This is a genomic window from Dendronalium sp. ChiSLP03b (genome assembly GCF_034531165.2).
Classification (GTDB): Bacteria; Cyanobacteriota; Cyanobacteriia; order Cyanobacteriales; family Nostocaceae; genus Dendronalium; species Dendronalium minutum.
The window spans coordinates 49,183-75,543 of sequence record NZ_JAVRBR020000119.1; the positions used below are offsets into that span (position 1 = coordinate 49,183).

At 40.4% G+C, this 26,361-nt stretch carries 22 protein-coding genes and 1 pseudogene; 15 read left to right on the forward strand and 8 right to left on the reverse strand.

Annotated features, from left to right (window positions below):
* Positions 1-899 precede the first annotated feature (899 nt).
* From hetR to map, 3 genes are all read left to right on the forward strand, one after another.
* Complete coding sequence (gene hetR / locus RMY31_RS26605) at positions 900-1,799, forward strand: heterocyst differentiation master regulator HetR (RefSeq protein ID WP_322659824.1); 900 nt, start codon at positions 900-902, stop codon at positions 1,797-1,799.
* Between the two features lie 930 nt (positions 1,800-2,729).
* Positions 2,730-3,245: a cupredoxin domain-containing protein gene (locus tag RMY31_RS26610; protein WP_322659822.1), complete on the forward strand. Its 516-nt coding sequence runs from the start codon at positions 2,730-2,732 to the stop codon at positions 3,243-3,245.
* 201 nt (positions 3,246-3,446) lie between these two features.
* Positions 3,447-4,274, forward strand: coding sequence for a type I methionyl aminopeptidase (gene map, locus RMY31_RS26615; protein ID WP_322659820.1), 828 nt, complete (start codon positions 3,447-3,449; stop codon positions 4,272-4,274).
* Positions 4,275-4,368: 94 nt separating this feature from the next.
* Here the strand turns inward: map and RMY31_RS26620 are convergent, their stop codons facing one another.
* Positions 4,369-5,361, reverse strand: a complete 993-nt coding sequence (locus RMY31_RS26620) for a hypothetical protein (RefSeq protein ID WP_322659818.1) — start codon at positions 5,359-5,361, stop codon at positions 4,369-4,371.
* 255 nt (positions 5,362-5,616) lie between these two features.
* Positions 5,617-7,137 (reverse strand): hypothetical protein, encoded by a 1,521-nt coding sequence (locus RMY31_RS26625; protein WP_322659816.1) that lies wholly within the window; start codon positions 7,135-7,137, stop codon positions 5,617-5,619.
* Positions 7,138-7,364: 227 nt separating this feature from the next.
* Here RMY31_RS26625 and RMY31_RS26630 point away from each other — a divergent pair, with 227 nt between their 5' ends.
* Positions 7,365-8,762: an amidase gene (locus RMY31_RS26630; protein WP_322659814.1), complete on the forward strand. Its 1,398-nt coding sequence runs from the start codon at positions 7,365-7,367 to the stop codon at positions 8,760-8,762.
* A gap of 39 nt (positions 8,763-8,801) precedes the next feature.
* A pseudogene (locus tag RMY31_RS26635) lies at positions 8,802-8,968 on the forward strand (Crp/Fnr family transcriptional regulator); the annotation flags it as partial.
* 26 nt (positions 8,969-8,994) lie between these two features.
* Here the strand turns inward: RMY31_RS26635 and RMY31_RS26640 are convergent.
* Positions 8,995-9,138 carry a hypothetical protein gene (locus RMY31_RS26640; RefSeq protein ID WP_322659812.1) on the reverse strand — a complete coding sequence of 48 codons (144 nt, stop codon included), beginning with the start codon at positions 9,136-9,138 and terminating at the stop codon, positions 8,995-8,997.
* 75 nt (positions 9,139-9,213) lie between these two features.
* Entirely contained in the window at positions 9,214-9,900 is a 687-nt protein-coding gene (locus RMY31_RS26645) for a hypothetical protein (protein ID WP_322659810.1), read from the reverse strand.
* Between the two features lie 327 nt (positions 9,901-10,227).
* Between RMY31_RS26645 and RMY31_RS26650 the strand changes: the two genes are divergently transcribed.
* The gene (locus tag RMY31_RS26650; protein WP_322659808.1) at positions 10,228-10,653 is read left to right on the forward strand and encodes a hypothetical protein; all 426 of its coding nucleotides are present in this window, start codon (positions 10,228-10,230) and stop codon (positions 10,651-10,653) included.
* A 145-nt stretch (positions 10,654-10,798) separates the two neighbouring features.
* Positions 10,799-12,985, forward strand: a complete 2,187-nt coding sequence (locus RMY31_RS26655) for a single-stranded-DNA-specific exonuclease RecJ (RefSeq protein ID WP_322659895.1) — start codon at positions 10,799-10,801, stop codon at positions 12,983-12,985.
* Positions 12,986-13,125: 140 nt separating this feature from the next.
* Here the strand turns inward: RMY31_RS26655 and psb30 are convergent, their stop codons facing one another.
* Entirely contained in the window at positions 13,126-13,260 is a 135-nt protein-coding gene (gene psb30 / locus RMY31_RS26660) for a photosystem II reaction center protein Ycf12/Psb30 (protein WP_322659806.1), read from the reverse strand.
* A 127-nt stretch (positions 13,261-13,387) separates the two neighbouring features.
* Between psb30 and RMY31_RS26665 the strand changes: the two genes are divergently transcribed.
* From RMY31_RS26665 to RMY31_RS26675, 3 genes are all read left to right on the forward strand, one after another.
* Positions 13,388-13,738, forward strand: coding sequence for a YkgJ family cysteine cluster protein (locus RMY31_RS26665; RefSeq protein WP_322659804.1), 351 nt, complete (start codon positions 13,388-13,390; stop codon positions 13,736-13,738).
* 94 nt (positions 13,739-13,832) lie between these two features.
* Positions 13,833-14,264, forward strand: coding sequence for a TMEM165/GDT1 family protein (locus tag RMY31_RS26670; RefSeq protein WP_322659803.1), 432 nt, complete (start codon positions 13,833-13,835; stop codon positions 14,262-14,264).
* Positions 14,265-14,315: 51 nt separating this feature from the next.
* Positions 14,316-14,618, forward strand: coding sequence for a TMEM165/GDT1 family protein (locus RMY31_RS26675; protein ID WP_322659802.1), 303 nt, complete (start codon positions 14,316-14,318; stop codon positions 14,616-14,618).
* Positions 14,619-14,702: 84 nt separating this feature from the next.
* Here the strand turns inward: RMY31_RS26675 and RMY31_RS26680 are convergent, their stop codons facing one another.
* A complete protein-coding gene (locus tag RMY31_RS26680; RefSeq protein ID WP_322659800.1) occupies positions 14,703-15,194 on the reverse strand; it encodes a DUF4149 domain-containing protein in 492 nt (163 codons plus the stop codon).
* A 292-nt stretch (positions 15,195-15,486) separates the two neighbouring features.
* On the opposite strand from RMY31_RS26680, the gene RMY31_RS26685 reads away from it, so the two are divergent.
* On the forward strand, positions 15,487-16,077 hold the full coding sequence (locus RMY31_RS26685; RefSeq protein ID WP_322659798.1) for a DUF2808 domain-containing protein: 591 nt from the start codon (positions 15,487-15,489) through the stop codon (positions 16,075-16,077).
* A gap of 30 nt (positions 16,078-16,107) precedes the next feature.
* Here RMY31_RS26685 and RMY31_RS26690 read toward each other — a convergent pair whose 3' ends face one another.
* Positions 16,108-16,791, reverse strand: coding sequence for a hypothetical protein (locus RMY31_RS26690; RefSeq protein ID WP_322659796.1), 684 nt, complete (start codon positions 16,789-16,791; stop codon positions 16,108-16,110).
* A 148-nt stretch (positions 16,792-16,939) separates the two neighbouring features.
* A complete protein-coding gene (locus tag RMY31_RS26695) occupies positions 16,940-19,525 on the reverse strand; it encodes a GAF domain-containing protein (RefSeq protein WP_322659794.1) in 2,586 nt (861 codons plus the stop codon).
* Between the two features lie 926 nt (positions 19,526-20,451).
* On the opposite strand from RMY31_RS26695, the gene RMY31_RS26700 reads away from it, so the two are divergent.
* The 4 genes from RMY31_RS26700 to RMY31_RS26715 all read left to right on the forward strand — a co-directional run bounded on the left by RMY31_RS26700 (position 20,452) and on the right by RMY31_RS26715 (position 26,276).
* A complete protein-coding gene (locus RMY31_RS26700) occupies positions 20,452-20,772 on the forward strand; it encodes a hypothetical protein (RefSeq protein ID WP_322659792.1) in 321 nt (106 codons plus the stop codon).
* A 357-nt stretch (positions 20,773-21,129) separates the two neighbouring features.
* Positions 21,130-23,532 (forward strand): filamentous hemagglutinin N-terminal domain-containing protein, encoded by a 2,403-nt coding sequence (locus tag RMY31_RS26705; RefSeq protein WP_322659790.1) that lies wholly within the window; start codon positions 21,130-21,132, stop codon positions 23,530-23,532.
* Positions 23,533-23,674: 142 nt separating this feature from the next.
* Positions 23,675-25,522, forward strand: a complete 1,848-nt coding sequence (locus RMY31_RS26710) for a tetratricopeptide repeat protein (RefSeq protein WP_322659787.1) — start codon at positions 23,675-23,677, stop codon at positions 25,520-25,522.
* A gap of 163 nt (positions 25,523-25,685) precedes the next feature.
* On the forward strand, positions 25,686-26,276 hold the full coding sequence (locus RMY31_RS26715) for a Crp/Fnr family transcriptional regulator (RefSeq protein WP_322659784.1): 591 nt from the start codon (positions 25,686-25,688) through the stop codon (positions 26,274-26,276).
* Positions 26,277-26,361: the final 85 nt, after the last annotated feature.

A 26,361-nucleotide genomic window follows, 5' to 3' on the forward strand; every position in this document is an offset into this window, starting at 1 on the left:
CCAAAAGCTTGTTATAGCAATCTCAAACAATACTACTTAATCAAAATTTGGTATTAATAGTTAATTTCAGCTACATGACAGTCACCACGAACAAAGTTCATAGTACAAATCGAAAAGCTCAAATTCCTGACTTAATAGAGAAGTCGGGAATTTTGTTGTTCAATATCTGTGGAAATATCAGCAAACCATAATACTTGATTGTATATTAAGTATTTAAATAATAGTTACAGCAAAATTAAAAATACATTACTTCATCCAAAATTGATAAAAATGCAGTCAAAATGGAATATCATACTATAAAAAGATAAAAGGTATTCTGAAATTGAAATTATTTGCCTTGTTTGGGTCTATGATTGGTTGCCACTACAGCAAATTACCTATACTGCCGAGAAATTACCGTTAGTTGTCAGCAGTATAGCGGTTGAAAATGAACCATCGAATCTCATCGGTATTACGAAAGTCAGGAGGAGACTTCCTCTTAAATAGTTTCCAATCTGTGGGAATCTGTTTACAGTTGCAATGATATCTCCGCGATATGGGTACGTAGCTACAATAGTTTTCTAGTTGTTGCTTATTAAGGGTGGGGAAAACCCGGATATCACAAGAAGTCTTTGTAGAGTACTAGTAAGAAGCACAAAGTTTGCTTGTGATTTACGAAGCCACCATTGAGGGAAGTTGAATGTTCTTTCGTGATTTTCCGAGATACAAGGCATTTACAACAACACTACTTATGGCTGCATGCCATAAAACACGGAGGTGAGCGGTTCAAGCTAATAACCATTTTCAGAATAACCCGTAATAGACAGTCTGGAGTTAAAAAATCACGTCCGTTCGGGTGTATACTACTTACTTTCCTTTGACTAATAATCGTGTAAACTTGCTATTCAACTATTTGTAATATGAGTAATGACGTAGATCTGATCAAACAACTCGGCCCCAGTGCGATGGATCAGATTATGCTTTATCTGGCTTTTAGTGCCATGCGAACAAGTGGGCACAGGCATGGGGCATTTTTAGATGCAGCAGCAACGGCAGCTAAGTGTGCAATTTACATGACCTATCTAGAGCAGGGACAAAACCTCAGGATGACGGGGCATTTGCACCACCTAGAACCAAAACGGGTAAAAATCATCGTTGAGGAAGTCAGACAAGCACTAACAGAGGGAAAGCTTTTGAAGATGCTAGGTTCTCAAGAACCTCGGTATTTGATTCAGTTGCCTTATGTCTGGATGGAAAAATTTCCTTGGCAACCAGGGCGATCGCGCGTTCCTGGCACAAGTCTCACCAGTGAAGAAAAAAGACAAATTGAGCAAAAATTACCCAGTAATTTGCCTGATGCTCAGTTAGTCACCTCCTTTGATTTTATGGAGTTGATTGAGTTTCTGCACAAGCGCTCGCAAGAGGCCTTACCAATTGAGCATCAAATGATTCTGAGCGAAGCCTTAGCAGAACACATCAAGCGCCGTCTCCTCTACTCAGGCACAGTCACTCGAATTGATTCTCCTTGGGGAATGCCTTTCTATGCTCTGACTCGTCCTTTTTATGCGCCAGCAGACGACCAAGAGCGTACCTACATTATGGTGGAAGATACTGCTCGGTATTTCCGGATGATGAAAGATTGGGCAGAACGGCGACCAAATGCCATGCGAGCCTTAGAAGAATTAGATATCCCACCAGAGAAATGGGATCGAGCTATGGAAGAATTGGATGAAATTATCCGCGCTTGGGCAGATAGATATCACCAAAGCGGCGGTATTCCAATGATTTTACAAATGGTTTTTGGTAGGAAAGAAGATTAATAGGTCAGATTCTCTCTGACAACCTCATCCCAGGTAGAACACAACTATAGTCCAGCTGTTGGTGAATTCAACACCGATTATTTAAAAGTAGTGACGGGCAGTTTCTTATTGCACAAACAAGAAATTCAGCTTGTATGATTACCTCATATCATTTTGGATTTTGGAGTCACCGCGTTGCGGAGCCAGCACCGTGGTGAGGCAGTCCGTTGGGCGGCTAGCCTTCTCCTGAGGTCGCAGGTACGCGTAGCTTGCTTCCTCGCAGGGTAGCAAGTGAAGTGATTTTGGGTCGTACCTTTGGTACTATTCCAGCGCAACTTGGATTTTGAAAAACTTACTGTAACTTTGCTTTGAAAAATCCATCTGTCGTATTTTATTTTCAAATTGGTATCAAATAGCAGTCTGTGTCCGTTGTCATGGGTTGGTCAAAGCCCGTATTCGCTCTATCTATAGTACTCGAACAACCCAAAAGTGCCGAGTTGAGGCAAGCAAGAGAAGAGAATAATTTGTAGCTGTAATTTTAGATAATTTCTGTAGAACTACTAAGTATTTTTCTACGTTAAGATAAAATTTAATTCACTAGTTTGCATTGGGGTGGGTAAAGCACCTAACCCAAAAATAGGCGTTGCTAAATCATGGCTTCCCGCAGGGTAGCAATCACAAGGGTTATAACGACTTTATATTTTGTTACATAGTTAGGTTTATTTTATTTGCCTCAACCTACTTAAGTACGACCGCGCTAGGAAATTAAACAACATTAGCTGCCGAAAAGCCCGTGTGTAGGAAGTTATACAACTGTTTACACCCAGGCTTTCTTACTTTTTACTTTCCCATAGTGAATGGAACTGGATAATGGATAATTAGGGGTGTATAGGGTAGGTAGAAATTTTCCCTCATACCCTTACTCTTACTCTTGTAGGACTAGTGATAGTAATGACCTGGTTAGTTAAAACAATTAATAACTATTTATACCAATTTTTTCTTGATTGGTTGCAACCACTAAGGCATATCTATTTGATATTGTATTTGTTGCTGTATATGGCTTTTATCAGTACTACTCCTGCCATGGCAGCAAACTTATCTGGGGGGTTGCTTAAGCAACCTGCAACAGAAATAACAGTTAGTCTAAGTAATTCAGCGAACGAACTCAAGTTTGAACCAAATCACTTGGAATTGGTGGCTGGCAAACGCTATCAACTCCGGCTGACCAATCCTAGCCAACTGAAACACTACTTTACTGCCAAAGATTTTGCAGATGGCATCTGGACACAAAAAGTCGAAGCAGGCAAAGTAGAAATTAAAGGAGCTATCCACGAACTGGAACTTAAGCCTGGTGCTGAGGCAGAATGGGTATTTGTACCCCTGAAATCAGGAAAATATAGCTTACGTTGTCCGATACCAGGACATACAGAAGCTGGTATGACTGGAGAGATTGTAGTCAGCAATTAAAAATTCAATTGCAATGATACTGCATTCGTCGCAGACGTTGGCGCAGCCATCGCTTCTAGCATGACATTTCAATACACTTGAGCTAGGTAGCAGAGCGCGGAGCGAAAAATAAGTTAACTTTAAATATAGATATTTTTTTCAACTAACCTAGAAAAAACACTGTCACGATAGCAGCAAAGAGCCAGTAATTATTAATTTCCCATGAACATTTTCAGTAACTTGCTTTCTCAAACAGCTAAGCCCACACCTCCACAAAAACAACGCCGAGGTATTGAAATCAAATCGCCGCGAGAAATTGAAATTATGCGGCAATCAGCAAAAATTGTGGCAACCGTACTCAAAGAAATTTCTGAGTTGGTAAAGCCAGGAATGACCACGGCTGACTTGGATGCTTACGCAGAAAAACGCATTCGAGAAATGGGTGCAACGCCTAGCTTTAAGGGATATCATGGTTTTACTGGTTCTATATGCTCCAGTATTAACAATGAAGTTGTCCATGGCATCCCAAGTCCTAAGAAAGTGATTCGTACTGGAGATGTATTAAAAGTAGATACAGGTGCTTATTACCAAGGCTTTCATGGTGATTCTTGCATTACGATCGCAGTGGGTGAAGTCACTCCAGATGCTGCTAAACTAATCCGCGTAGCAGAAGAAGCTCTCTACAAAGGCATCGAACAAGTCAAAGCAGGAGTATACTTACTTGATTTGGCTGGGGCAATAGAAGACCATGTCAAAGCCAATGGTTTCAGTGTAGTGGAAGAATTCACCGGACATGGTGTTGGTCGTAACCTGCATGAAGAACCCTCAGTATTTAACTTCCGGACTAGGGAAATGCCTAATGTTAAACTCCGTGCGGGGATGACATTAGCAATCGAACCAATTTTGAATGCAGGTTCGAGACACACACGGACATTATCTGACCGTTGGACAGCGGTTACTGTAGATAATTCTCTATCGGCGCAGTTTGAGCATACAGTTTTAGTAACAGAAACTGGATATGAAATTTTGACCGATCGCTCTAAAGTGTAATTACTAGTTGTGATTATCTGTTATTAAAGGAGGCAAAGCGTCAAAGAGGACGATTTGCCTCTTTTGCATGAATATTTTTTGTCTTGCAAGAGGGTTATTCTTCTGTGAGTAAACTAAGTAACTTTTGAAAAAGAGGCATCAAAAAGGAGTAACTTCGCCATAGGAAAAACATACCTAGTATTACACTAAAGCTACCTAAGGCAGGAGATAAGAACACAAGTATCAATAGTCGCCTCACGAGGCCGATAATTATAAATCCTGCCATTATCAGAATTACTACGACACCAAAAACACGACCAATTTTAATTTTTGGTTTATTACTTTTTTGGATCTGCGGTTTAAGTTGATTGGTTTTCGGCGATTTGCTAATTACTCCTTGTGTACTATTCATTGCTAGTTTTGAACTTTTTGGTTCCGAAGTTTCCAATTCTGAACTAGTTAATAAGAACGATTTAAGTTGAAAACATTGTCCACTCTTCAGTTTTTCCTTATAAATTCCTACAGTTTCAAACTCACTTAAATCTAAGTTTTTCAACTCTTTATAAATATTTTCTGCAAAAACAGCTCCATCTAAAAATTGATCTGTTTTTGCAATGATTTTAAGCAATTTATCTTCTGAAATTACTTTGAAATTCACTTTTTCATTTGCTAGAACACGATTAAGATGACTTGCAATGGCATCTAAACCGCTAGTAAGATCAACTTCTTCAAGACCATTTGCTTGCCCTGGTAAATTGTCCTCAGTCCTTATGTCTTGAGTATTATTTGCCAAATTATCTGCTAATAAATTTTCTCCTTTACTTAACGAGTAAGCTTGACTCCAACTAGGGCGTTTTTCACCTATTTGCTTACCATAAACTTGAAGCGAATCTGCTACTTCTATTGCTAGCTTTGTCATTCCTTGTACAACAAACGGAGCTATTGCTCTTTGGTCAGGGATTGTTGCTGATTCCAATAACACATATATGCAACTATCTTGTAAAGTAACCTTAGCAGTTATACCTTTGGACTGTAGTTGACGATTCATTAGGCTTGCGATCGCATCTGCATTGCCTTGCTTAGCCATTTCAAGTAAATTATTTACCATAACTGCACATATATATTTAAATATTACTGGACAAGGTTATTAAAACGGTATTCTTTTAAGCTTTGAACAAGAACAACAAGTATATTTTGTCGCTATACAATTAATATCCTTCCACTTTTGAGGATAAAAACTATCGGTTTTAATCAAAGAAATTAGACCTTTTGCATAGGTAGTGCGAAGATAAAAAAATTAAATTGACTATTTCTATTTCTCTGTTTTTTTAACGAATATCATCAGTACAATATCTTGCGATTTTTAATCTTTTATTATTGCACTCATAGCTGCATAGTTAGTTTTATAACTAGGAAGCGTCTCTTTAGCCTGCTTAGAGATAAACGTATTTTCTGGAATAGTTTCTAACAAATCGATTGCCTGCTGCCATTTGTCTCTTGCTTGTTGCCAAACCAGTACTGAACGAGGTGAATTCTGTACAAAAAAAGTAGCTTCTGTTGCTAGTTTTTGGGCTAACTGCCAGTTTGCCACTGCTTGCTTTTCATTTAAGGCTTTTTCGCTGATAGCAGTATAATTAAGACGATAACGAGCTAATTTCTTCTGTGCCTGTTCAAAAACAGATGTCCCTTTAGGAATAGTTGCTAATAACTTTATTGCTTGTTGCCATTTAGTCTCTGCCTGTTGCCAGACTATTAAAGGATGGGGTGGTTTTTGTACTAAATCAGAAGCTTCCATACCAAGCTTGAGAGCAGATTTAAAATTAGCAACTGCATTTTCTTCTTGATTTAAACTTAGGCTATTTTGCTGAATATGTGTAATTTTATCCTTACCAATCCAACCACCAAAACCTAATACCGCTAAACTGGAAACTATAACTAAAGTTAAACGTCCTAACTTGAATAATTTGGGTGGTTTCTCCCCTAAAACATGTGGTACTACTCCTGTTTTATTTTTATTATCTTGTTTTTTATTACGTTCCTGTTCAAGATTGATTATGCATTGTTCTGCTTTTTCTTTTAAAGTATTAGCCTGTAATAATAAAGAGTCAACTTTTTCTTGAAATAATTCACAATCAGTCAGAATATCTGTTAGCTCTTGAAATTTACCATCACAAGATATAATTAACTCGTGATCGTCCTCTAACCATTCTAAAGTAAAGCCAGATTGTCCACAAAATGATGAGACTCCTAGTAAGATTGTTAATAGGTTCTGACTATTCTTAATAGTATTAATAATATAATTTAATCTTTGCTGTGCTTGTAGTATTTCTTCTGGAATATTACTGATTCGTGGTACTTGCTTTTGTAAAACTTTAGAATTGCCAAATGCTAACTTCATTCCTAAAATTTCCTCAATTTCTTGAAAATTAGCTGGCAAGCTAGGATAGTTAATATCAGAATTAAGTTGTTTTACCAACTGAGAGTCACTTAAAATATCTGCGGCCATAGCCTGAAGCAAATCACCCCATTCCATCCAGCACTCAATCTTTATTTGTAAATCTGTTAATGTTATTTCTGTTTCTGGATTACCAAATTTTTCTGCAATAAATATTACTCTGTTATTAATAGCTGTATCTAATAAATAAGCACTAGATTTTAATAGACTTGCTACTGTACCAAGACGAAGAAGCGTACTAACTGACTTATGCTTAACTTGGGCAAATCTAAGTTCTTGAGTAATTAATTTTTGAATGTTCCGTAGCTGCTCTTGAACATTATTTATGACAATAATTTGTTGCATGATTTCATGAGAATTGCCAATAGTTAAGTTAAGGCGATGAAAAAGTTTTGGCAATTCATTAATAAGCGTTTCTAAGTCAGCCATAAATATCCCTTGGGGATTTGTCGAAAGTTAATGCGAAGCAACTAAAATGTCTAAGCAGTGAGGTTATAGCTGGAGTACAAGCCTAACCACTCCTGTTGAGGCTAATCATCCTGGTTAATTGACAAATCTCAGGAACGATAGATTTATGGTTCCCGGAAATTTTGCTAAAGTAACAAGTCCAGTTTGAAAGTTGTAGAGAAAGACAAAATTGCCCAATCACTAACCTTATGAATGAAATTGATTTAGCTTTTACCCCAGCATTAGAGTTAGCGCAGTTAATACGTCGCCGTGAAGTATCACCACTTGAGTTGGTAGAAATATATTTAGAACGGATTCATCTGTTAAATTGCCAATTGGGAAGTTATTTTACGGTGACGGCAGATTTGGCGATCGCAGATGCCAAAGCTAAAACAGAATTACTGACAATCACCTCAGAACTACCACCGTTTTTTGGTGTGCCAATTTCTATTAAAGACCTCAATGCCATGGCAGGTGTACGTTGTACCTACGGAAATCTAGTATTGCTGAATAATATTCCTGACTATGATGATGGGGTCGTAACGCGGATTAAGCAAGCTGGGTTTATTATTCTCGGTAAAACCGCAACTTCCGAATTGGGTTCATGTCCTTACAGTGAACCTACGGGATTACCCCCAGCTAGAAATCCCTGGAATTTAGAATACACTCCCGGCGGTTCCAGTGGTGGTGCAGCAGCATCAGTAGCAGCCGGATTGTGTGCGATCGCCCAAGGTTCTGATGGTGGTGGTTCGATTCGCGGGCCTGCGGCTTGTTGTGGTTTAGTGGGTATCAAACCATCGCGGGGAAGGGTAAGTAAAGCACCAGTAGGCGATCGCCTCGCGGGGATTTCTACCAATGGGCCAATTGCCCGTACCGTCGCTGATGCTGCTGCTTTGTTAGATGCTATATCTGGCTATGTCACAGGCGATCCTTACTGGTTGCCAGATCCCGAACCATCATTTCTAGCCGCTACGCAAACAAAACCCGGTGCTTTGCGAATTGCCTTTGCCACCAGTATGCCTCCCTTAGGAGAAGCTGATGCCAACTGTCAGCAAGGTGTCCTGCAAACAGTCCAGTTATTAGAACAACTCGGTCACATAGTTGAACAAAAATGTCCAGATTTTAGCGGCTTAGTCGAACCGTTCCAAATCGTGTGGCAATCTGGGGTGGCTGCATCAGGACTTCCCCCACAAGCATTGCAGCCGTTGAATCGCTGGTTGTTGGCAAAAACGGGTACGATTGCTGAGTACATCCAGGCAGTTTACCAAATGCAGATAATTGCACGGCAAATTGTGGCATTTTTCGATACCGTGGATGTGCTGATTTTGCCAGTTTATCTCCATTCACCAATCCGTGTTGGGGAATGGGCTTCCCTGAGTCCAGAAGAGACATTCCAAAATATTATTAACTGGGTTGCTCCTTGTCCACCGGCTAATGCCACCGGACTGCCGGCGATCGCACTCCCTGTTGGTTTTGATAGTAAGGGTTTACCCATCAGCGTGCAGCTAGTTGGTAAGCCTGCTGCTGAAGCCACCCTCATCAGCCTAGCAGCCCAACTAGAAGCCGCTAATCCTTGGATTCAACATCGCCCAGGCTTTGCCACATAATGCTATGCAGGCATCCCTAAAACAAATTTCACTACTACACCTGTCTTGTTAGGCAATGGCATTTTGTCTGCAACTGTAACTGCTGAATCTGATTGTGAAATTATCACTCTCCAGTGTGACGCTTTACTAAAAGCTATTCAACAGAATCCTGAGATTCCCACAAGATGCTAATGGTTTTTAACACTCGGATTCAGCAATTGCACAAAAACTCAGTTAAATATTTAGATGTTTATCAAAAAGGAATCTCATCTGTATTTAAGTCCCCCTCTACATTTGTATCAAATAAAATATTTTCAGTTTCAATAAATAAAAAAAAGCTAATTCCAGTTTTTTCTAATATTTTAAATTGATTTTCTCTTATTAAATCTGTTGTCACAGGTATTTCTATAGATTGTTGATTTTCTGAAGATTCTAGACTAATGAAATCATTCTTAACTATAATTGCTTTTCCTTATTTACCCAGTAATACGGAATTGAGAATATCTTCTAAATTTAAAGAGTTATCAGGTAAGTTTTTTATACATTCTTGGAGGTGATCGTTATCCCAAAGATCGGATTGTCTATTTTCACGAATATAGAAAGGAGGTTTGTTATCGATATCATCTTTGCTATATTTATAGGCATCTTGATGCCATATACAAGTTGAACCATATTTGTCGAATCCCTTTAATGAATATCCAGGAATATAATCATTAATAAATAGTTCCCATATAGTTGCCGATGATGACCACTCGTGTTGTCTTGTTAATTGATCGTGAAAGTGGGATTTGTTACTACTTTTCTGATAACTATCCCAACTTCCATTAGATTTCAATCTTGGGAATTTAGCCTCAAACATACAAATTTTAGCCCGATTACCAGCACGGATTAATATAAGTGCATCACACCCAAAGATTTGTTCTGAACTCTTAGCTAAGGTTTTAGAGTCTAAAGATTGGAAGGTATACATATTTTTCACAAGTTGATTACTACGCAAAAACAGCCTTATATAACTTATAAGCGTAGATATATAATCTGGCTCACTTACGATGTAACCATCGCAAATATCTTGTCTAACATATTGGTCTAAAATATAAATACCTTTAGCTATATTGGAATTATAAGGATGTGAATAAAAATTAAAAAAATTAGACATCATTTTATCGGATAAATTAATTTTTTACACGTATCAGTTGAGACATATAATACCCCATTATTTTTTTGATGTTTTCAGTAATTTCACCGCATAGATAATTGTTTATCTGTCTTGATGGCAATCTCCAGAATTATTTATAGGGTATCGGCTGCATAATCAAAGACTAGAGATTCAGGATAATGGGAACTCAGCAGATACCTAGGTTGAATTCCCCAACTCATTCGTAGTGGTTATGAGTTATCGTTAACATTTCTAATTCGGGAAAATCTGCTGAGGCTTAACACTGACTTATTAGAGTAATATTTATTACTACTAATGAGGCTATGTATTATGTTTAAACTTCTGCCAGTTGCTTTAGTCGCTGCAACCGTTTTATTAGTATCAAGCAATAACTCCAACATAAGTCTAGCTGGAACTTGTGCCTCTAAATGCGGTCAAGGCCCAATCCAATTTAAACCAGGACAACGTATCAAAGTTCAAGTAGTAAATAAGACACCAAATCCGATCCAACTCCAAAAACCCTCCAGTACTAACCCAATTCCCCTGAACGCCGGACAGGAATTACAGATGGAACAAATTGAAGGTACTGAGCCAAATACATCTCTGATATTTTGGAACGAAGCGGGTTTAGCACTACAAGCAAATATCTCGAAACCCAACTTTGGCACATTGCGGGTAGAACTTCGTCCAACTTGGCGTTCACCTGGCGATCGCTCGTTGTATATTATGGATGATGGTAGAGTGAACATATTTTAAAATTCTCCTAACTCCTGTACAGACGCGATTAATGAGCCAGTGCGTTGCGGGGGTTGCCACGCCACTTCCTTCAAGTCGGCAAAGCCGCCCAACGGAGTGGCTCCCCGTTGTAGCAACTGGCATCGCGTCTCTCCTAACTTGTATTGTGCTGGATAAACCTGTATCGGAAATCTCAAAACCTCGGAGGCGCTTACCAAATCAGCGCTGGCAAATTTACCCACAGAAAACAGAATTTGCTCAATATCTGGCGGGTTTAATAAACCTCTCACCTATTGTCAGCCAGTTGTTGATTAATCGGGGTATCGAAACACCAGAACAAGCACAAGCATTTTTAGATCCAGAGTCTTTAGTCTTGCCTTCGCCGTTAGAGGAATTCCCGGATTTGGCGATGAGTGTGGAGTTGTTGCAAAATGCGATCGCTTCCCAAGAAAAAATAGCTATCTGCGGCGATTACGATGCTGATGGTATGACTAGCACTGCTCTACTATTGCGTAGTCTCCGCACTTTAGGAGCTAAGGTGGATTACGCTATCCCCAGTCGGATGCACGAAGGCTACGGGATTAACAAGCGCATCATCGAAGAATTCCACGGCGAAGGTGTGGGACTGATTCTAACTGTAGACAATGGCATTTCCGCATTTGAACCAATTGCCAGAGCTAGAGAACTCGGACTAAAAGTAATAGTCACCGATCACCACGACATTCCCCAAAAATTACCACCAGCTAACGCCATCCTCAACCCCAAACTGATAGCAGAATCTTCACCATATCGGGGTGTTGCTGGTGTTGGTGTTGCCTATATCCTGGCAGTGTGTTTAGCACAACAACTAGGCGAGACTAAAGGCTTAATCCAGCCGATGCTAGCACTATTTACATTAGGAACGATCGCAGATTTAGCTCCCTTAACAGGTGTAAACCGCCGCTGGGTAAAACGCGGTTTAAAGCATTTACCTAAATCCCACTTACCTGGAGTCCAAGCGTTGATTCAGGTAGCTGGCGTACAGGCGAGGGGAAGTGAGAGAGTAAGGGGAGCAGGGGAAGCGGGGGGAGAGGGGGAGAAAGAGTTCAAGATTGCTAACTCTTCACTCCTAACTCCTAACTCTTCAAATCCAAAATCGCTGAAGCCGGAGGATATTGGGTTTCGCTTAGGGCCGCGCATTAATGCTATTGGTCGGATTGGTAATCCCCAAACTGTGATTGAATTGCTGACTACGGATGATATGGGAATCGCACTAGAAAGAGCAATGCAGTGCGAACAAATAAATACTACTCGCCAGCAAATGTGCGAGCAAATTGAACAAGAAGCGATTGCCTATGTAGAAACAGAATTTATCACCACTTTACAGCAAGACAAAGTATTAGTAGTTGTCCAACCGAATTGGCATCACGGCGTTATTGGTATCGTCGCCTCTCGCTTGCTAGAACGCTACGGTGTCCCCGTATTCATTGGCACTTATGAAGATGATGGACATATTCGCGGTTCAGCACGGGGAATTCCTGAGTTTTATGTGTTTGCAGCTTTGGAATATTGTCAGGACTTGCTTGGCAAATTTGGTGGACATAAAGCTGCTGGAGGATTTTCTTTACCAGCAGAAAATTTACCAGCGTTGCGATCGCGTTTGTGTGAATTCGCTAACCACTGTCTAGAACCCCAACACCTCAAGCCGCTACTCAAAATTGATGCTGAAGCTAATCTTAATCAAATCGATCGGCAACTTTACCAACAGCTAAATACTCTCCATCCCTGCGGTATCGATAACCCCGATCCCGTATTTTGGACACCTAATGTCCAAGTTGTTGAGCAACAAATCGTTGGCAAAGGTCACATCAAGCTAACACTTAGCCAAACTATCAATGAGCAACAGTATAAAATCAAAGCGATCGCTTGGCGTTGGCGCGACTACTTCCCCCTACCGTCGCGTGTGGATGTTGCTTATAAGCTGCGAGAAAATTACTTTAACGGTGACACCTCCATTGAGTTAGAGTTACAAGGTGTCAGACTCCCAAATAATGACAAAGAAGAGCAGTCAATTTATCCCAAACTGCTCCCTCAATCTCACTTATTTTACGCATCGCCACCTAAACCGTTAAGAACCACCTTTCAGTATAAGCAGCGACATTATAGTTGTGGGATCTATCAAAAAGATTTTTTACCAGAATTGAGAATTAAAAATTCTGAAGGCAAAGTCTTAGTTATGCACCCAGGACGTACAATCGGTTTACTGGGCACTCATCGTGAAGAAGCTATAGAGGTTGATATCACCCAATCGCAATATGACAGCATCATTCAAGCTGCGCTTCAGGCATTGTCAGTGCTGAGTCCTGAGTTGTGAGTTTTCAAGTAAATTCTCACTTTTTTTCACTCAGCACTCAGCGAGAAGTTGCAAGGAGGAGCCACTCCGGTGGGCGGCTTTGCCGACTTGAAGGAAGTGGCGTAGTCTCCCTCCGAGCAAACTTCGGTGACTTAGCACTCTTACAGGTTGCCGTTGCGAAATGCCAGCACAAAGATTACCGCTGGGCCAGCAAGAACGATTAGTGCCACAGATAGTAGTTGGAAAATAACTTCCCAATTGATGCTGGTGAAAGCGCTAATTATACCGTCTAACATTTTTCCTCTTATCCTCCCAACTGGTTTAAAAATTTAATAACTCAATTGCAAAGCCCGCAATCGATCATATCTGGGGATCGGCTGTTACATTTAATTTACTTAACAAAATTATAGGAAAAGACATGAAATGGCAAACTGGCAATGTATAAAGCAATGTGGAGCCTGCTGTCATCTTGACCCATCAGAGCGTCCAGATTTGGATGAGTATCTTTCACCAGCAGAATTAGAACAGTATCTCAGCATGGTAGGGGAAGGTGGATGGTGCGTTAACTTCGACCATACCAGCAGAGAATGCCGCATCTACCCCAATCGTCCGCGTTTCTGTCGTGTGGAAACAGAAACATTTCAAGATATGTATGGGATTGAGCCTGAAGAACTCAACGATTTTGCCATTGACTGCTGTCGCCAACAGATAGAAGCAGTATATGGCGATCGCAGTCTGGAAATCTTGCGCTTCAACCAAGCTGTTGGTCTGTAAAGATGCCGTTTTATGCAACAGGGTTGCAATTTATTACGAAAATCTGAGAAAATGAGAAGAATATGAAAGCTCTCTAGCAATAAAACTACTGCCTGTGAAACTTGACTCCGCACCTGTGAGCCTTTCTGGCACATCTCAGACTGAATATCAACCAGAACTAGAAGACAGCCTAGAATCTAACTTAACTACTGCAATTATTGAGCCACTTCAGCCTCTAGTTGCTGATAGTCAAAAAAAGCAGGAATCCGGTTTGGTAATTTTTGGCACTACCTTCATTACCATCTTTCTCGCAGAGATTGGAGACAAAACTCAGTTATCCACCCTATTAATGAGTGCGGAATCTCATTCGCCGTGGGTAGTATTTTTAGGTTCTGCGGCTGCATTAGTAACCACAAGCTTATTAGGAGTGCTTTTAGGTAGTTGGATAGCCAGTAGACTCAGCCCAAAAACCGTAGAAAAATCAGCAGGGGTAATGTTGCTGTTAATCTCTTTAATGCTGTTTTGGGATGTATTTATTAGTCAGTAGTTATTCTCCTTGTCCCCGCGTCCTCCTCATCTCCCCACTCCCCTTAATCTTATGGACTGGCATCTTTTAGGTCTGAGCTTCGTTACAGTTTTTTTGTCAGAATTAGGTGATAAAAGTCAGTTAGCTGCGATCGCGCTTTCAGGCCGTTGTCAATCTCCACGCGCAGTATTTTTCGGCACAGCAAGCGCACTGCTGCTCACCAGCCTTTTGGGAGCATTAGCAGGAGGAGCCGTAGCAGAATTTTTACCTACACGTATATTGAAAGCGATCGCTGCTGTCGGATTTGCCATCCTCGCTGCACGCCTGCTTTTATTTAACAATGACGCATCACCCGATTCTGAAGAAACACCGTAACAAAGAAAGACGCAAAGTTCTTTTTTGCGTCTTCCTAATAGATTTAAAAGTCGGCATTCTCGTTGTTAAACTTGCCTATTCTGCCTAAACTTGTTGCCGCCAGCACCAGTTTAACAGGGCACCACCTGCTATTAATTTGACTACTTCTAGTACAAAATAACTGCCGTGTAATAAATTCATTTGCGCTGGAATTGCAGATGCTGCTTCAAAAAGGTTCAGATGAGTTCCAACAGCGGACATGTGCGGAGTTAAGAAATAAGTATCTAGCAGAGCTATGACCAGGAGCATTATCGATAATACAATGCCGCTAATATGCCAGCGAGATTGGGTTTTTCTTAAAGCTAGTACGCCAGTCAATACTACAGCGGCAGATAATAATTCTATGCGATTAAAATTCCAAAAAATCACATAGCCTGCTGTACTAAAACCTGTTTGACTCATCATACCAGAAAAGTAAAGACTAGGCATAATTACCCAATCTAAAACCACGCTAGCACTTAGCCAAAAACCCAAAGCAAACATGACAGCAGTTTGCCAAATTGGTCGCTTGAATTCAACTGTAGAAAGAGTATTCATAAGGATAATTGCTTGTGTCGTATTTTTAGTTTGTAACTTCAAGAGTATTTTGACAACACATATCAATTATCTTTTACAAACACAATTGCAAACTCAAAAAGTAATGATTGTTATTTTTTCGATGTATTTATACTAAATATTAATTTTTTTGTAAAATATTTAAATTATCAAAATCAATTGTAATGTTTAGTAATAGTTTTAGGGGTACACAGATATGTAACCCGATAAATTATGTATGTTCAACCCGATTCAAAACTGTTATATTATCTAATTCAGTCATCTAGGTAGAGCAATGCGCCTGAAAATTTTATTGGGCACAGCGATCGCAACTATAGCTATGATGGAAGGATATGCTTTGCAGCCAAGTCAAGCAATTCAGTTGCAAGATGGCACAGTATATTTCGCCCAACCACCGCGCCTTATTAAAGCAGTAACTACCTACAACGATGTTTATGTATGGGGTGCAACATATTATTTTACCGTCAGCCTACCAGAGAATGCGGGCGAACCATTGCAAAGGATAACAATTAACCAGCGTGAAGGAGCAGACTACGTTCGCTTTGACCTGAAGGACAGTTTCGCATTTGAAGGTAACCGCTCCCGCAAAGGACAGAAATTAGGATTAAAAGATGCGACAAGCGATCGCAAAACACAAACACTATCGCTAACATTCGACCCAGCGATATCTCCAGGTAAAACCATCACCATTGGTTTGAAGCCATTACAAAATCCCACAATTGCAGGTGTTTATTTATTTGGAGTGACAGCTTTTCCCCCAGGTGAAAAATCTCACGGTCAATTCCTAGGTTTTGGACGGTTGCATTTCTACAGTCGGGGCTTTGGCTTTAGTTCACCTTGGTTGTTTAGAGACTTCTGGCGTTAACAGTGAAAGGTCGAGCTTAGAGTAAGCCAATTATTTATTACAATCGGAACTTGCTAAAGAGATAATTCGAGCATTTCCTCTCGATTGCTTTTCTGCAACACTTATTTCCTGCAACCTAATCAATAAATTTTCATATTCGGTATTAAGATTCTTTAAATTATTTTGATATTGAGAGATTTCTTCTTGGTTTGTATGTCTCGATTCGCATAACTTTTGAAGTACTTGTTCGGCAATCCTTATTTCTTTTATTTTTATAGCTAAATTATTTTCAATTACTTTTTTTGATACTGCTGCTTGCTGTTGAAATTGTAGTAAATCTTCTTCAAGATAGTGGTTCATTACACTATTAACAACTTTTGCAGCTAAATTCAAATTTGAATGTGAATATGAAATCTTTAACACATCTGTATTTGCAATAGTTTCAATCTTTAGATTGTTAATTAGATCTTGTGACGAGATAGATTGACTATGAATACTATTTGAATTTAATTCTTGAAGGACACGATTTATTATTTTAGGTGAACGAATTATATCTATTGGCAAAGAATTAAACTGATTTTCTTGCCATACATTTTTTCGCCAAAACAAATTCCCTACTACTTGACATTTAGAAGATTCCGATGCAAATGAAGTACCTGTAATCACCAGACATGCCAAAACTATTATTAGTTTTTTAACAAAAAAGACTGAGAGATTAATATTTTTTATACTCATATTTATAATCAGACCACGATGTTATAACCTTTATCTTCCATTTTCATAAATTCTGTTAATGACAATATCTTTGACAATTAGCTACAAGCCTTATGCAGTCCACCCGCTGCCTTGGGTGAAAAGCATTCGCTGGGGAAATGACATGATTTTATTTCTCATTGAATGTCCAGACACCATCATCCCAATCAAATTCTGTTGGGGGTGATTGCAACCAATGCTGACAACGTAAAAGATGTAACATTGCAGCTTTGTCTTGATTATCAGCTGCTAAAACTTGGGCAAATTCGGCTCTGGCATGATTAAAATCGCGTTTGAGGTAATACTCGCGTCCTTTGTGATAATGCTCAATTACTTGCAGTTTTTCGCTTTGAATTGGATCGGAACGCAAACCTACAAGTTCGTATATAGATACTGGCTCATTTCTACCTTTGACGCGAATATAATCTAGTTCTCTAGCCCAAATATTTTCTTGGCAGGGTTGAAAAGTGTTCTGACTGATAATAATGTCGCAACCGTACTGTTTACTGACACTTTCCAGTCGAGAACCAAGGTTAACACCATCACCAATAGCAGTGAATTCCATCCGCTTACTAGAGCCAATATTGCCACTAATTACAGTGTCGGAATTGATGCCAATGCCGATATTAATTCTAGGTTTATTAGCCGCGTAACGACGTTGATTAAATTCAAATAAGCGATGGCGCATTTCTAGAGATGTTTGTACTGCCATCCAAGCGTGTTCTTCTAATGGTAGAGGAGAGCCAAAAACAGCCATGATAGCATCACCGATGTACTTATCTAGCGTACCTTTATGTTTAAAGACTGCTTCTACCATCGATTCAAAATATTCATTTAACATACTCACCACTTCTTCAGCTTCTAGGTTTTCTGTTAAAGTGGTGTAGCCGCGAATATCAGAAAATAAAATCGAAACTTCTTTGCGATCGCCTCCTAGTTTAGCGTCATCCAATTTCAATAATTCTTCTGCTAGTTCCTGAGTCATGTAGCGATACATCGTACTCTTGAGGCGCTTCTCATCACTAATATCTTCCATGACAACTAGTGCGCCACGAACTTGCTGTTGATCGCTGGCATCAGCAATTGAGTTAATTGATAAATTAATACTATGCTGTTCTGGACCACTACTTACTAGTGTGCGGTCTGGGTAATATTGCTGGCGGCATTTCAAGTCAGTTCCATGTAAAGCATTCTGAAACCATTTACTAAAGTTGCCTTCTTTAATAGCGATCGCATCACTAATTAATTTACCTTCTAAACGGTCTTCTGTTTCTAACCCTAGCAAGCGTTTAGCACTTTCATTGGCAGCGATAATTGACCCGGCTTTATCAGTGGAAATTACACCATTGGAAAGACTACGCAAAATATCCCGCTGCATTTGCTCTTGTTGCTTAACGGTGGCAAACAACTGGGCATTTTGCAATGCTACCCCCGCTTGGATATTGAAAGCTTCCATGAACTCTTCATCATTGCGGTCAAAACTAGCTTGGAAACATTCGGGAGCTTTAGGCCAACTAGCCGGATCGTAATGAGGACAATCCACTGATTTTTTTTTATTTACTAGTTGGGTAACGCCAATCAATTCTTGGTCGGCGTTAAATACTGGCATACAAAGTAAACTACAGGTGCGATAGCCATTTTGCTGGTCAAGTTGTTTGGCAGTTTCCGAGTCAGCATGTTCGTATAAGTCAAAAGGAATATTTAGTTTTTTACCAGATGCAGCAACAATGCCAGCAAAACCCCTACCTATCGGTACTCGTAACTCTTTAGTTGAACCATCGTCTTGAGTGATTTTCGTCCACAATTCATGGCTGTCGCGGTCTATGAGCCATAGGGTACTGCGATCGGCATTCATTAGTTCCTTGGCTTCATCCATCACTCGCTTGAGAGTATCTTCTAAGTCAAGACTGCTTTGACTTAAAGACTTAATTGCCTTCATCAACGCTGCTACCGCTCTTTGTTTTTGAGTGGCCATATAAAAGGAGCGCGACGACTCCAAAATCAAGCGAATTGAAGGCGCAAATTCCTGAAATAATTGTTCATCAACTGCGGTAAAGCCTATAGTATCAATGCGCTCTGAGAGGGGAGCCTCTGGATTGGGGAGCGGTTTTAATTTATTGAGTAATTGCACCACTGCTACTAATCGCCCTTGTTCATTCAGTAGCGGCAAAGCTAGCATTGTGTAAGTGCGGTAGCCAGTTCTTTTTTCTTGTTGTTGAGCAAATACTGAACGCGGATCGTTATAAAAATCAAAGGGAATATTAATTACTTCTTTAAAAGTGGCAACCTCACCAGCAATGCCTTTATCTGCTGGGACGCGAATTTCTGGAGAGCGATCGCCTTCTCCCTCAGCTACAATTGACCAAAGTTCTTGTTTTTCTTCATCTAATAAAAATATAGTTGTCCGGTCTGCTCCTAATAATTCTCCAGTTTTTAAGGTGATCGAGTGCAACATTTCTTGCAATATTGTCTCAAACCCATGAGAATCTAACATTGACAGAGTTTGATGAACAATCTGTAATTTTTGCTCAACTTCCGTGACAACCTGTTTAAACGTGTCCTGAGTCAGGGGAGCAAGAAACGTAGAGATAGTTCCCTTTCTTCTGGCAAGAGCGCCCATAGGGGCAGAATTTGGTTGCAAGTGGCGACTTTCTTGGTTATTAACACTAATAATCAAATCAGCGGTCTCGCCAAAACTACGTTTATGCACTGACATAGGTAATTTTTGATATAGCAGGTTTAGATGTTAGAAATAATTAACAATGTCATTAAATTTATCTAAGTGTTGTTTTTAGCAACAGCCGATTGACACTAACCACAGTGTAATCGCTTGTTAAGCTAGCGTCATCCTGCTTTACTACTTGTCTTTCTCAATCCATAGTTTGCTTGAGGGGTCACAATGATAGACAAATATAGTCAGTGTTATTGCCATGTTATATACCTGTAATCAAACGAAAATTAAGGGATAATACTAATTCAATAAATTACAACTATCAATCATTCTCCCCATCTTTCCATTTGTAGCTACTTTCAACTGAAGTGCCATAACTTAAACTTAGTTCAATCCATACACCCAAATCAAAAGTTTCTAAAGAATAGCAACAGATATATGAAATTATATCGAGTTGTTTGTCAGGAGCATCAATCACATAGCTTGATGCGATATTGTAGGCAAAATAAGTGACTATATAGATGCACTAGCGATAGCTAAGCTGCCCTCGTTAGATTTGCAGATATTACCCCACATCATAGCCATTACCTACTTTAATGGCTATGCTCCTAAGAGTACTGCTATACATAATTCCCAAAAAATCGTGCTTAATTAACAAATAACAGATTCAAACTTGGGGCAGTATAGATTTTTCTAAGGGCGTAGGATACAACATACCTTTTGGGAACGCTCTTGAGAACGCCCATACCCATGTACTTCATTTACCTAATAAATGTTATATAAAGTTGTGTAACAAATTTTCGACCGCTGCATAAAACTTAGATTAAAGCCGTACATATAAACGGATACACAAAATTCCGATCGAGAAAGTCTCCTGATTTTTAATGTGCTGATTGGTTTTGTGAATTTGCCGCAATTGATTACCAAATTTTTGACTCAATTCCGATTTTTTGGAAGAGGTAAATTGATATATGATTCAATTTTGGGTATTAAGATTAGTATCTGCTTTAGATAAGATTGAGGGAGCTATCTTGGCCACCGATACGGGTAATGACTGGCCTGTAATCTTCCGAAGAAAAAAAAGACCATCTCCTTCAGCACCACCAATCCCTAATCCATCTCAAGACCTATCGACTCCTGATGAGTCTGAACAAAAGCCTTCTACCTCTTTACAACCAAAGCCCAATCAGCCCCAAGAACCATTTGCTCACTCCGACGACTTCTCTAGGTCATTCCAGGTAATCTACAAGGTTGATACAGCAGATTTCAAATTAGTAGAGTACACAACCTAAGTCTGGTAGCAAGAATAAAGCCTGTTTTACTTCCCAATTCTGAACGCCAGTTGCTCTACTTGGGATTTTCCTCCATGAGCAACTGCTGTTAACGCAGCTTTAGCGACGTACCTCTATGGGGAAGCAAGCTAAGTGTAGCGAACCCACCAGACAAGGAGCGTCACTCGAAAGGCAACAGGAAAAAAGCTCTTTGAATTGTACTTCGCTTCGCAAAAATCAAATATAAGTCCTATAGTTGCTAAATTTCAGTCTGCTACTGGTCTAGAGAGGTGGAGATGCGGTTTTGTCACAAGTAGTGATGAACTCAGTTCTTTGTGAATGCAACTTAGTAGTTTTAAATAAGAGGCAGATTTTGAAATGACTCAAAGCGGTAAAGGTTGCTCTTTGCGACTAAGTTTAGCAGGTTCTTTCGCAACTGCTGGAGCATTAGCCCTCGGCATTGCCTCTTGTTTTACAAATTCTGCCTTTGCCCAAAGTCTCATTACTCCTGATACAAATTTAGGAACTGAAAACTCTCAAGTTATCGAAAACTACCTTAATAACCCGGCTGAAGCGCTGACGGGCGGTGCAACTCGCGGCAACAATTTGTTCCATAGTTTTCAGGAATTCAACGTTCAAGAAGGACGCTCAGCTATTTTCTTGAGTCCCAACAATATACAAAATATTCTAGTCAGAGTGACGGGTAGTAACCACTCGGAAATTTTAGGCAAGCTTGAGACTTCTGTTGGTTCTAATGCTAATTTATTTTTGATTAATCCCAATGGAATCATTTTTGGACAAAAAGCCACACTTCAAGTAGGTGGTTCGTTTGTGGCTAGTACAGCTAGCAGCATCAAGTTTAGCGATCGCACTGTTTTTAGTGCAACTACTCCCCAATCACCCCTACTGACGGTAAGCGTACCGCTTGGTTTGCAATTTGAGAAAATTGGCAAAGATATTAATCTACAGGGGACACTAGAAGTCCCAACAGGTAAAACTCTGGCGTTGGTAGGTGGCAACGTTACTCTAGATGGTGGCAACGTCAGCCTAGAGCGTAATAATCTACTAGCACCCAATGGTCAGATCGCATTGGGAGGTTTATTTGGAACAGGAACAATAGGACTAAATCTAGGTAATAATAACCCCCCCTTGAGCTTTCCTAATGACGTAGCTTTAGCAGATGTATCGTTTATAAATCAAGCTCGAATTGATGTTAGTGGTGAGGGCGGCGGTTATATTCAGCTACAGGGAAAACGGATCGCGCTTAATGATGCGTCACAAGTTTTCGCAGACACTCTGGGGAGTCAAAACGGCAGGGGAATCTCCATCCAAGCAGAGCAGTTAACTCTTCAAAATGGCTCGCAAGTAAAAGCTTCTGTTCGTGAGAATGCGACGGGTGACGGAGGAAGTGTAGTAGTAAGGGCAACTGACTCTGTAAAAGTGAGCGGAGAAATACCCAAGGGTAAGTTGAAAGCAGGTAATCCCAGCGCTTTATTTGCTGAGACTTATAGTGGAGGTTCGGCAGGCAGCTTGACCGTTGAAACGGGACGATTAATTGTTGAGAATGGGGCAAACGTAGCAGCTAGTGCGCGAAAGGGTAAAGGTCGAGGGGGAAATTTAGAAGTGACCGCCTCAGAGGTTGTAAAACTAAGTGGGTCTTCAGCTTTTAATCGTCCTAATGGCTTGTTTGCTCAGACTGAAGATAGGGGCTATGCAGGTTCCTTAACCATCGTCACCCCTACATTGATTGTTCGGGATGGCTCGGTAGTAGCAGCTGGTACTACGGTAAATAGTAGTGGCAATGGTGGAAGCCTGACTATAAAAGCTTCTGATGTGGAACTGAGTGGAAAAGCACCAAATGGTTTTCCCAGTGGCTTGTATGTTCGGAGTCGAGGTGGCGGAAATGCAGGTTCTTTATCGCTTACTACACGGCAGTTGATTGTAGATGAGGCTCAAGTCACTGTGAGTGCTGAAGGAGCATCAGCGAATGCAGGCAACTTGAAAATTACAGCTTATGAGATTCATTTGGATAGAGGAGGACAACTACTCGCCACAACTAAGTCAGGTAATGGTGGTGATATTACGTTAGAATTACGGAATTTGTTACTGTTACGCAATCGTAGTCAAATTTCTACTACGGCAGGCACTGATGCTAGTGGTGGTGGAAATGGTGGCAATATTACTATTAATACCCCTAATGGCTTCATAGTTGCTGTTCCTGATGAAGATAGCGACATCAGTGCTAATGCTTATAAAGGCAACGGTGGCAACATCCAGATTGATGCTTTTCGTGTTTTCGGCACGCAACCTCGCAAAATAAACAACCGATTCACAAGTGATATCACTGCCAGTTCCGAGCGTGGAGTAAACGGCACTATTGAAATCAATACCCCCGATATTGAACTTAGCCCAGAATTCATCAATTTACCAACTCAACCAGTTGAGCCTAAACTAGCTCAAGTATGTCAAGCGATCGCACGACGAAAGCAAAACAGTTTTACCGTTACTGGACGTGGCGGCTTACCTCCTAGTCCCACCGAAACGCTTAACGCTGATGCTGTTCTAGCAGATTGGATTACTCCCGACATTAGAGAAACTTCTTCTAGTGTCACTGTGGGCAAAAATCTGACTAACTCCACCCCAACAAGTATTGTAGAAGCTACAGGATGGGCAATAAATGCTAAAGGGGAAGTTGTACTCACCGCTAATGCACCTACTGTCACATTCCATGATTCCTGGCAGAAATCAACTAATTGTAGTGTGGGTCGATCGCCCTCTTAAACTGCGATCTTAGGAGTCTGTATAAGCTACCAAGCGATCGCAGTACAACAGTTTGTCAGCTTTCAGCCATCTAATAGCACTTTTCAAAAAATACAACAGGCCTACAATTGGGAACGGGAGTATCTCAACTCAAAGAAATTAGATGAATGCTGATGATTTTTTTAACCAGGGATTAAACAAAAGTCTGCAAGGGGACTATCAAGGAGCGATGTCTGACGACAAGCTGCTTTGCATCTACGCAGATTATACGCAGGCAATCAAGCTCAATTATGACTACATAGAAGCCTACTATAACCGAGGTTTGATTCTCGCTGAACTCAAAGATTATCAAGGAGCGCTCGCTGACTTTGAGCGAGTCATAGAAATCAATCCTGATTTTGCTGAAGCCTACTACAATCGAGCCAATGCTCGTTACTTTTTAGAAGATTACGAAGGAGCAATCGCCGATCATCATCAGGCGTTACAACTCAATCCTCAGTTCGCACAATCGTACCACAGTCGAGGTAATGCTTACTTTCTCTTAGGAGACTATAACAACGCGATCGCAGATTATCACCAAACAATAGAGCTGAGTACTGAGTTAGCCAATTATATACACTTTGATATTGCCAAGGCATTTCATTATCGAGGTGTTGAGCGTAGCGAACGCGGAGATAATCAAAAAGCGATCGCAGATTTTCAGCAAGCTTTACAGTGGCATCCTTATTCTGCCGCGACCTACAGCAGTCGTGGTAGTGCTTACCATACTTTAGGAGCATATCAGCAAGCAATCGCCGATTATGACCGGGCATTACAGTTAAATCCTGACTTGGCAGAGGCTTACCACAACCGAGGTAATACCCGCTATACGCTACAAGATTACCAAGGCGCAATTGAGGATTACAATCGCACTTTAGAAATTTACCCCAATTTTGCGTTAGCGTACTACAATCGGGGTCTTGTTCGTGCTTACTTGAAAGACTATCAAACAGCAATTGAGGACTTTAACTTAGCTCTGAAGCTGAATCCTGATGATGCACAAGCGTACTGCGAGCGGGGTCTGGTGCGAGAAAATATAGGAGACTATCAGGGAGCTATTGAAGACTTTAGCCTAGCATTGCAGCAAAATCCTAATTTAGCTTTAGTTTACGGTTTCCGGGCTAATGTTTATCGTCAACTGGGAGATTATCAACAAGCTATTGCAGATAGCAATCGACTTTTGGAACTCAATCCCGATCTAGCTGAAGGATACTGCGATCGCGCTACTGCTCATCGCCAACTGGGAGATTATCAACAAGCTACTGAAGATTACGATCGAGCATTGCAGATTAATCCCGATTTAGTAGAAGCTTTATACGGCCGAGGTGTTGCCCGCGAAGTCCTGCAAAACTATCATGGGGCAGTAAAAGATTACACTCAAGCAATAGAGCTATTTCCTGACTTTTCCCAAGCTTACTGTAATCGGGGTAATGCCCGTCGCCTTTTGGGAACACAACAAGGAGCGATGGCAGATTACAACAAAGCTTTACAGATTAATCCCAATTTAGTAGAAGCTTACTATAACCGAGGTTCGCTGCGTTATGCACAAGAAGATTATCAGGGTGCAGTTGCAGACTACACCCAAGCATTGCAAATAAATCCCCAAGTTGCAGCATTTTATAGCGATCGCGCCAATGCTCGCTATGTCCTGCAAGACTATCAAGGGGCAATTGAAGATTACGATCGGGCAATTGCTATCAACCCTAGCTTTGCTGAAGACTGGTACAATCGGGGTCGTACCCTTTCTCTATTAGGAGACTTACAAGGAGCGCTGACAGATTTAGACCAAGCTTTGCAACTTCAGCCTCATTGGGCTTTAGCCTACATCCTGCGGGCTGATATTCTCCGCAGTTTGGAGGACTATCAAGGAGCAATTACCGATTTCCAAAAATCTGCTGATATCTATTATTTAGAAGGAAATCTCCAGTATTATCAACAAGTTATGGATGCGATCGCCGAACTTCAACAATAATCTTGGGGACTTTCAAATCAAAAAATACCACTAGGCAATTGCTAACAGTTGACTGTTAACAACCAAGGGCGCAATATAATTTATTTCTTTGAGTTCCTATAGGCTTTTATTACCTAATATATATATACTACGGTTAGTCTATCGTAAAACTGTATTATATACCATGGTGTCTTTATACTCAAGCTTTACTAACCAAGCCAGTACAAACACTAAACAGCTTTTTACACGTCGGTCATTTCTTCCAGAGTACCAAAATAGTCTTTGGAAGATTGAAACAGGTTTTGTTCGGACTTTTACTTATTTAGAAGATGGTACAACCGTTGCTTTAGGATTGTGGGGCTGCGGAGATATTGTGGGCAAAGCTTTGTCAAAATTAGAACCATATCAGATGGAATGTCTGACGAAAGTGGAAGCGACAGTCTTACCACTAGAAGATTGGCATCAACCGACAGAGACTCTACTTGCCCACATCCAGCAGGCTGAAGAATTAATGGTCATTCGGAGTTATAAAAAAGTGGATACCATGCTTATTAAGCTACTGGCATGGTTATCGAAAAAGTTTGGTTCGGAAGTTGAAAAAGGACGTTTAATAGATATGCGTCTCACTCATGAAGATTTAGCTGAGATGCTGGGTTCCACTCGCGTGACAATTACTCGTGTCTTGGGGCAATTTGAGCAAGAAGGCTTAATAAACCGTTTATCTCTACATCGAATTGTGCTGAAAGAAGAAGACATTTGGTACTATGAAATTTAGATTGTGGCTAAATTTAGATACTTGTTGCACACAGGCTTTTGTTGAATGCTGCGATCGCCATGCTATGACTTTCTGCTCCAACTGA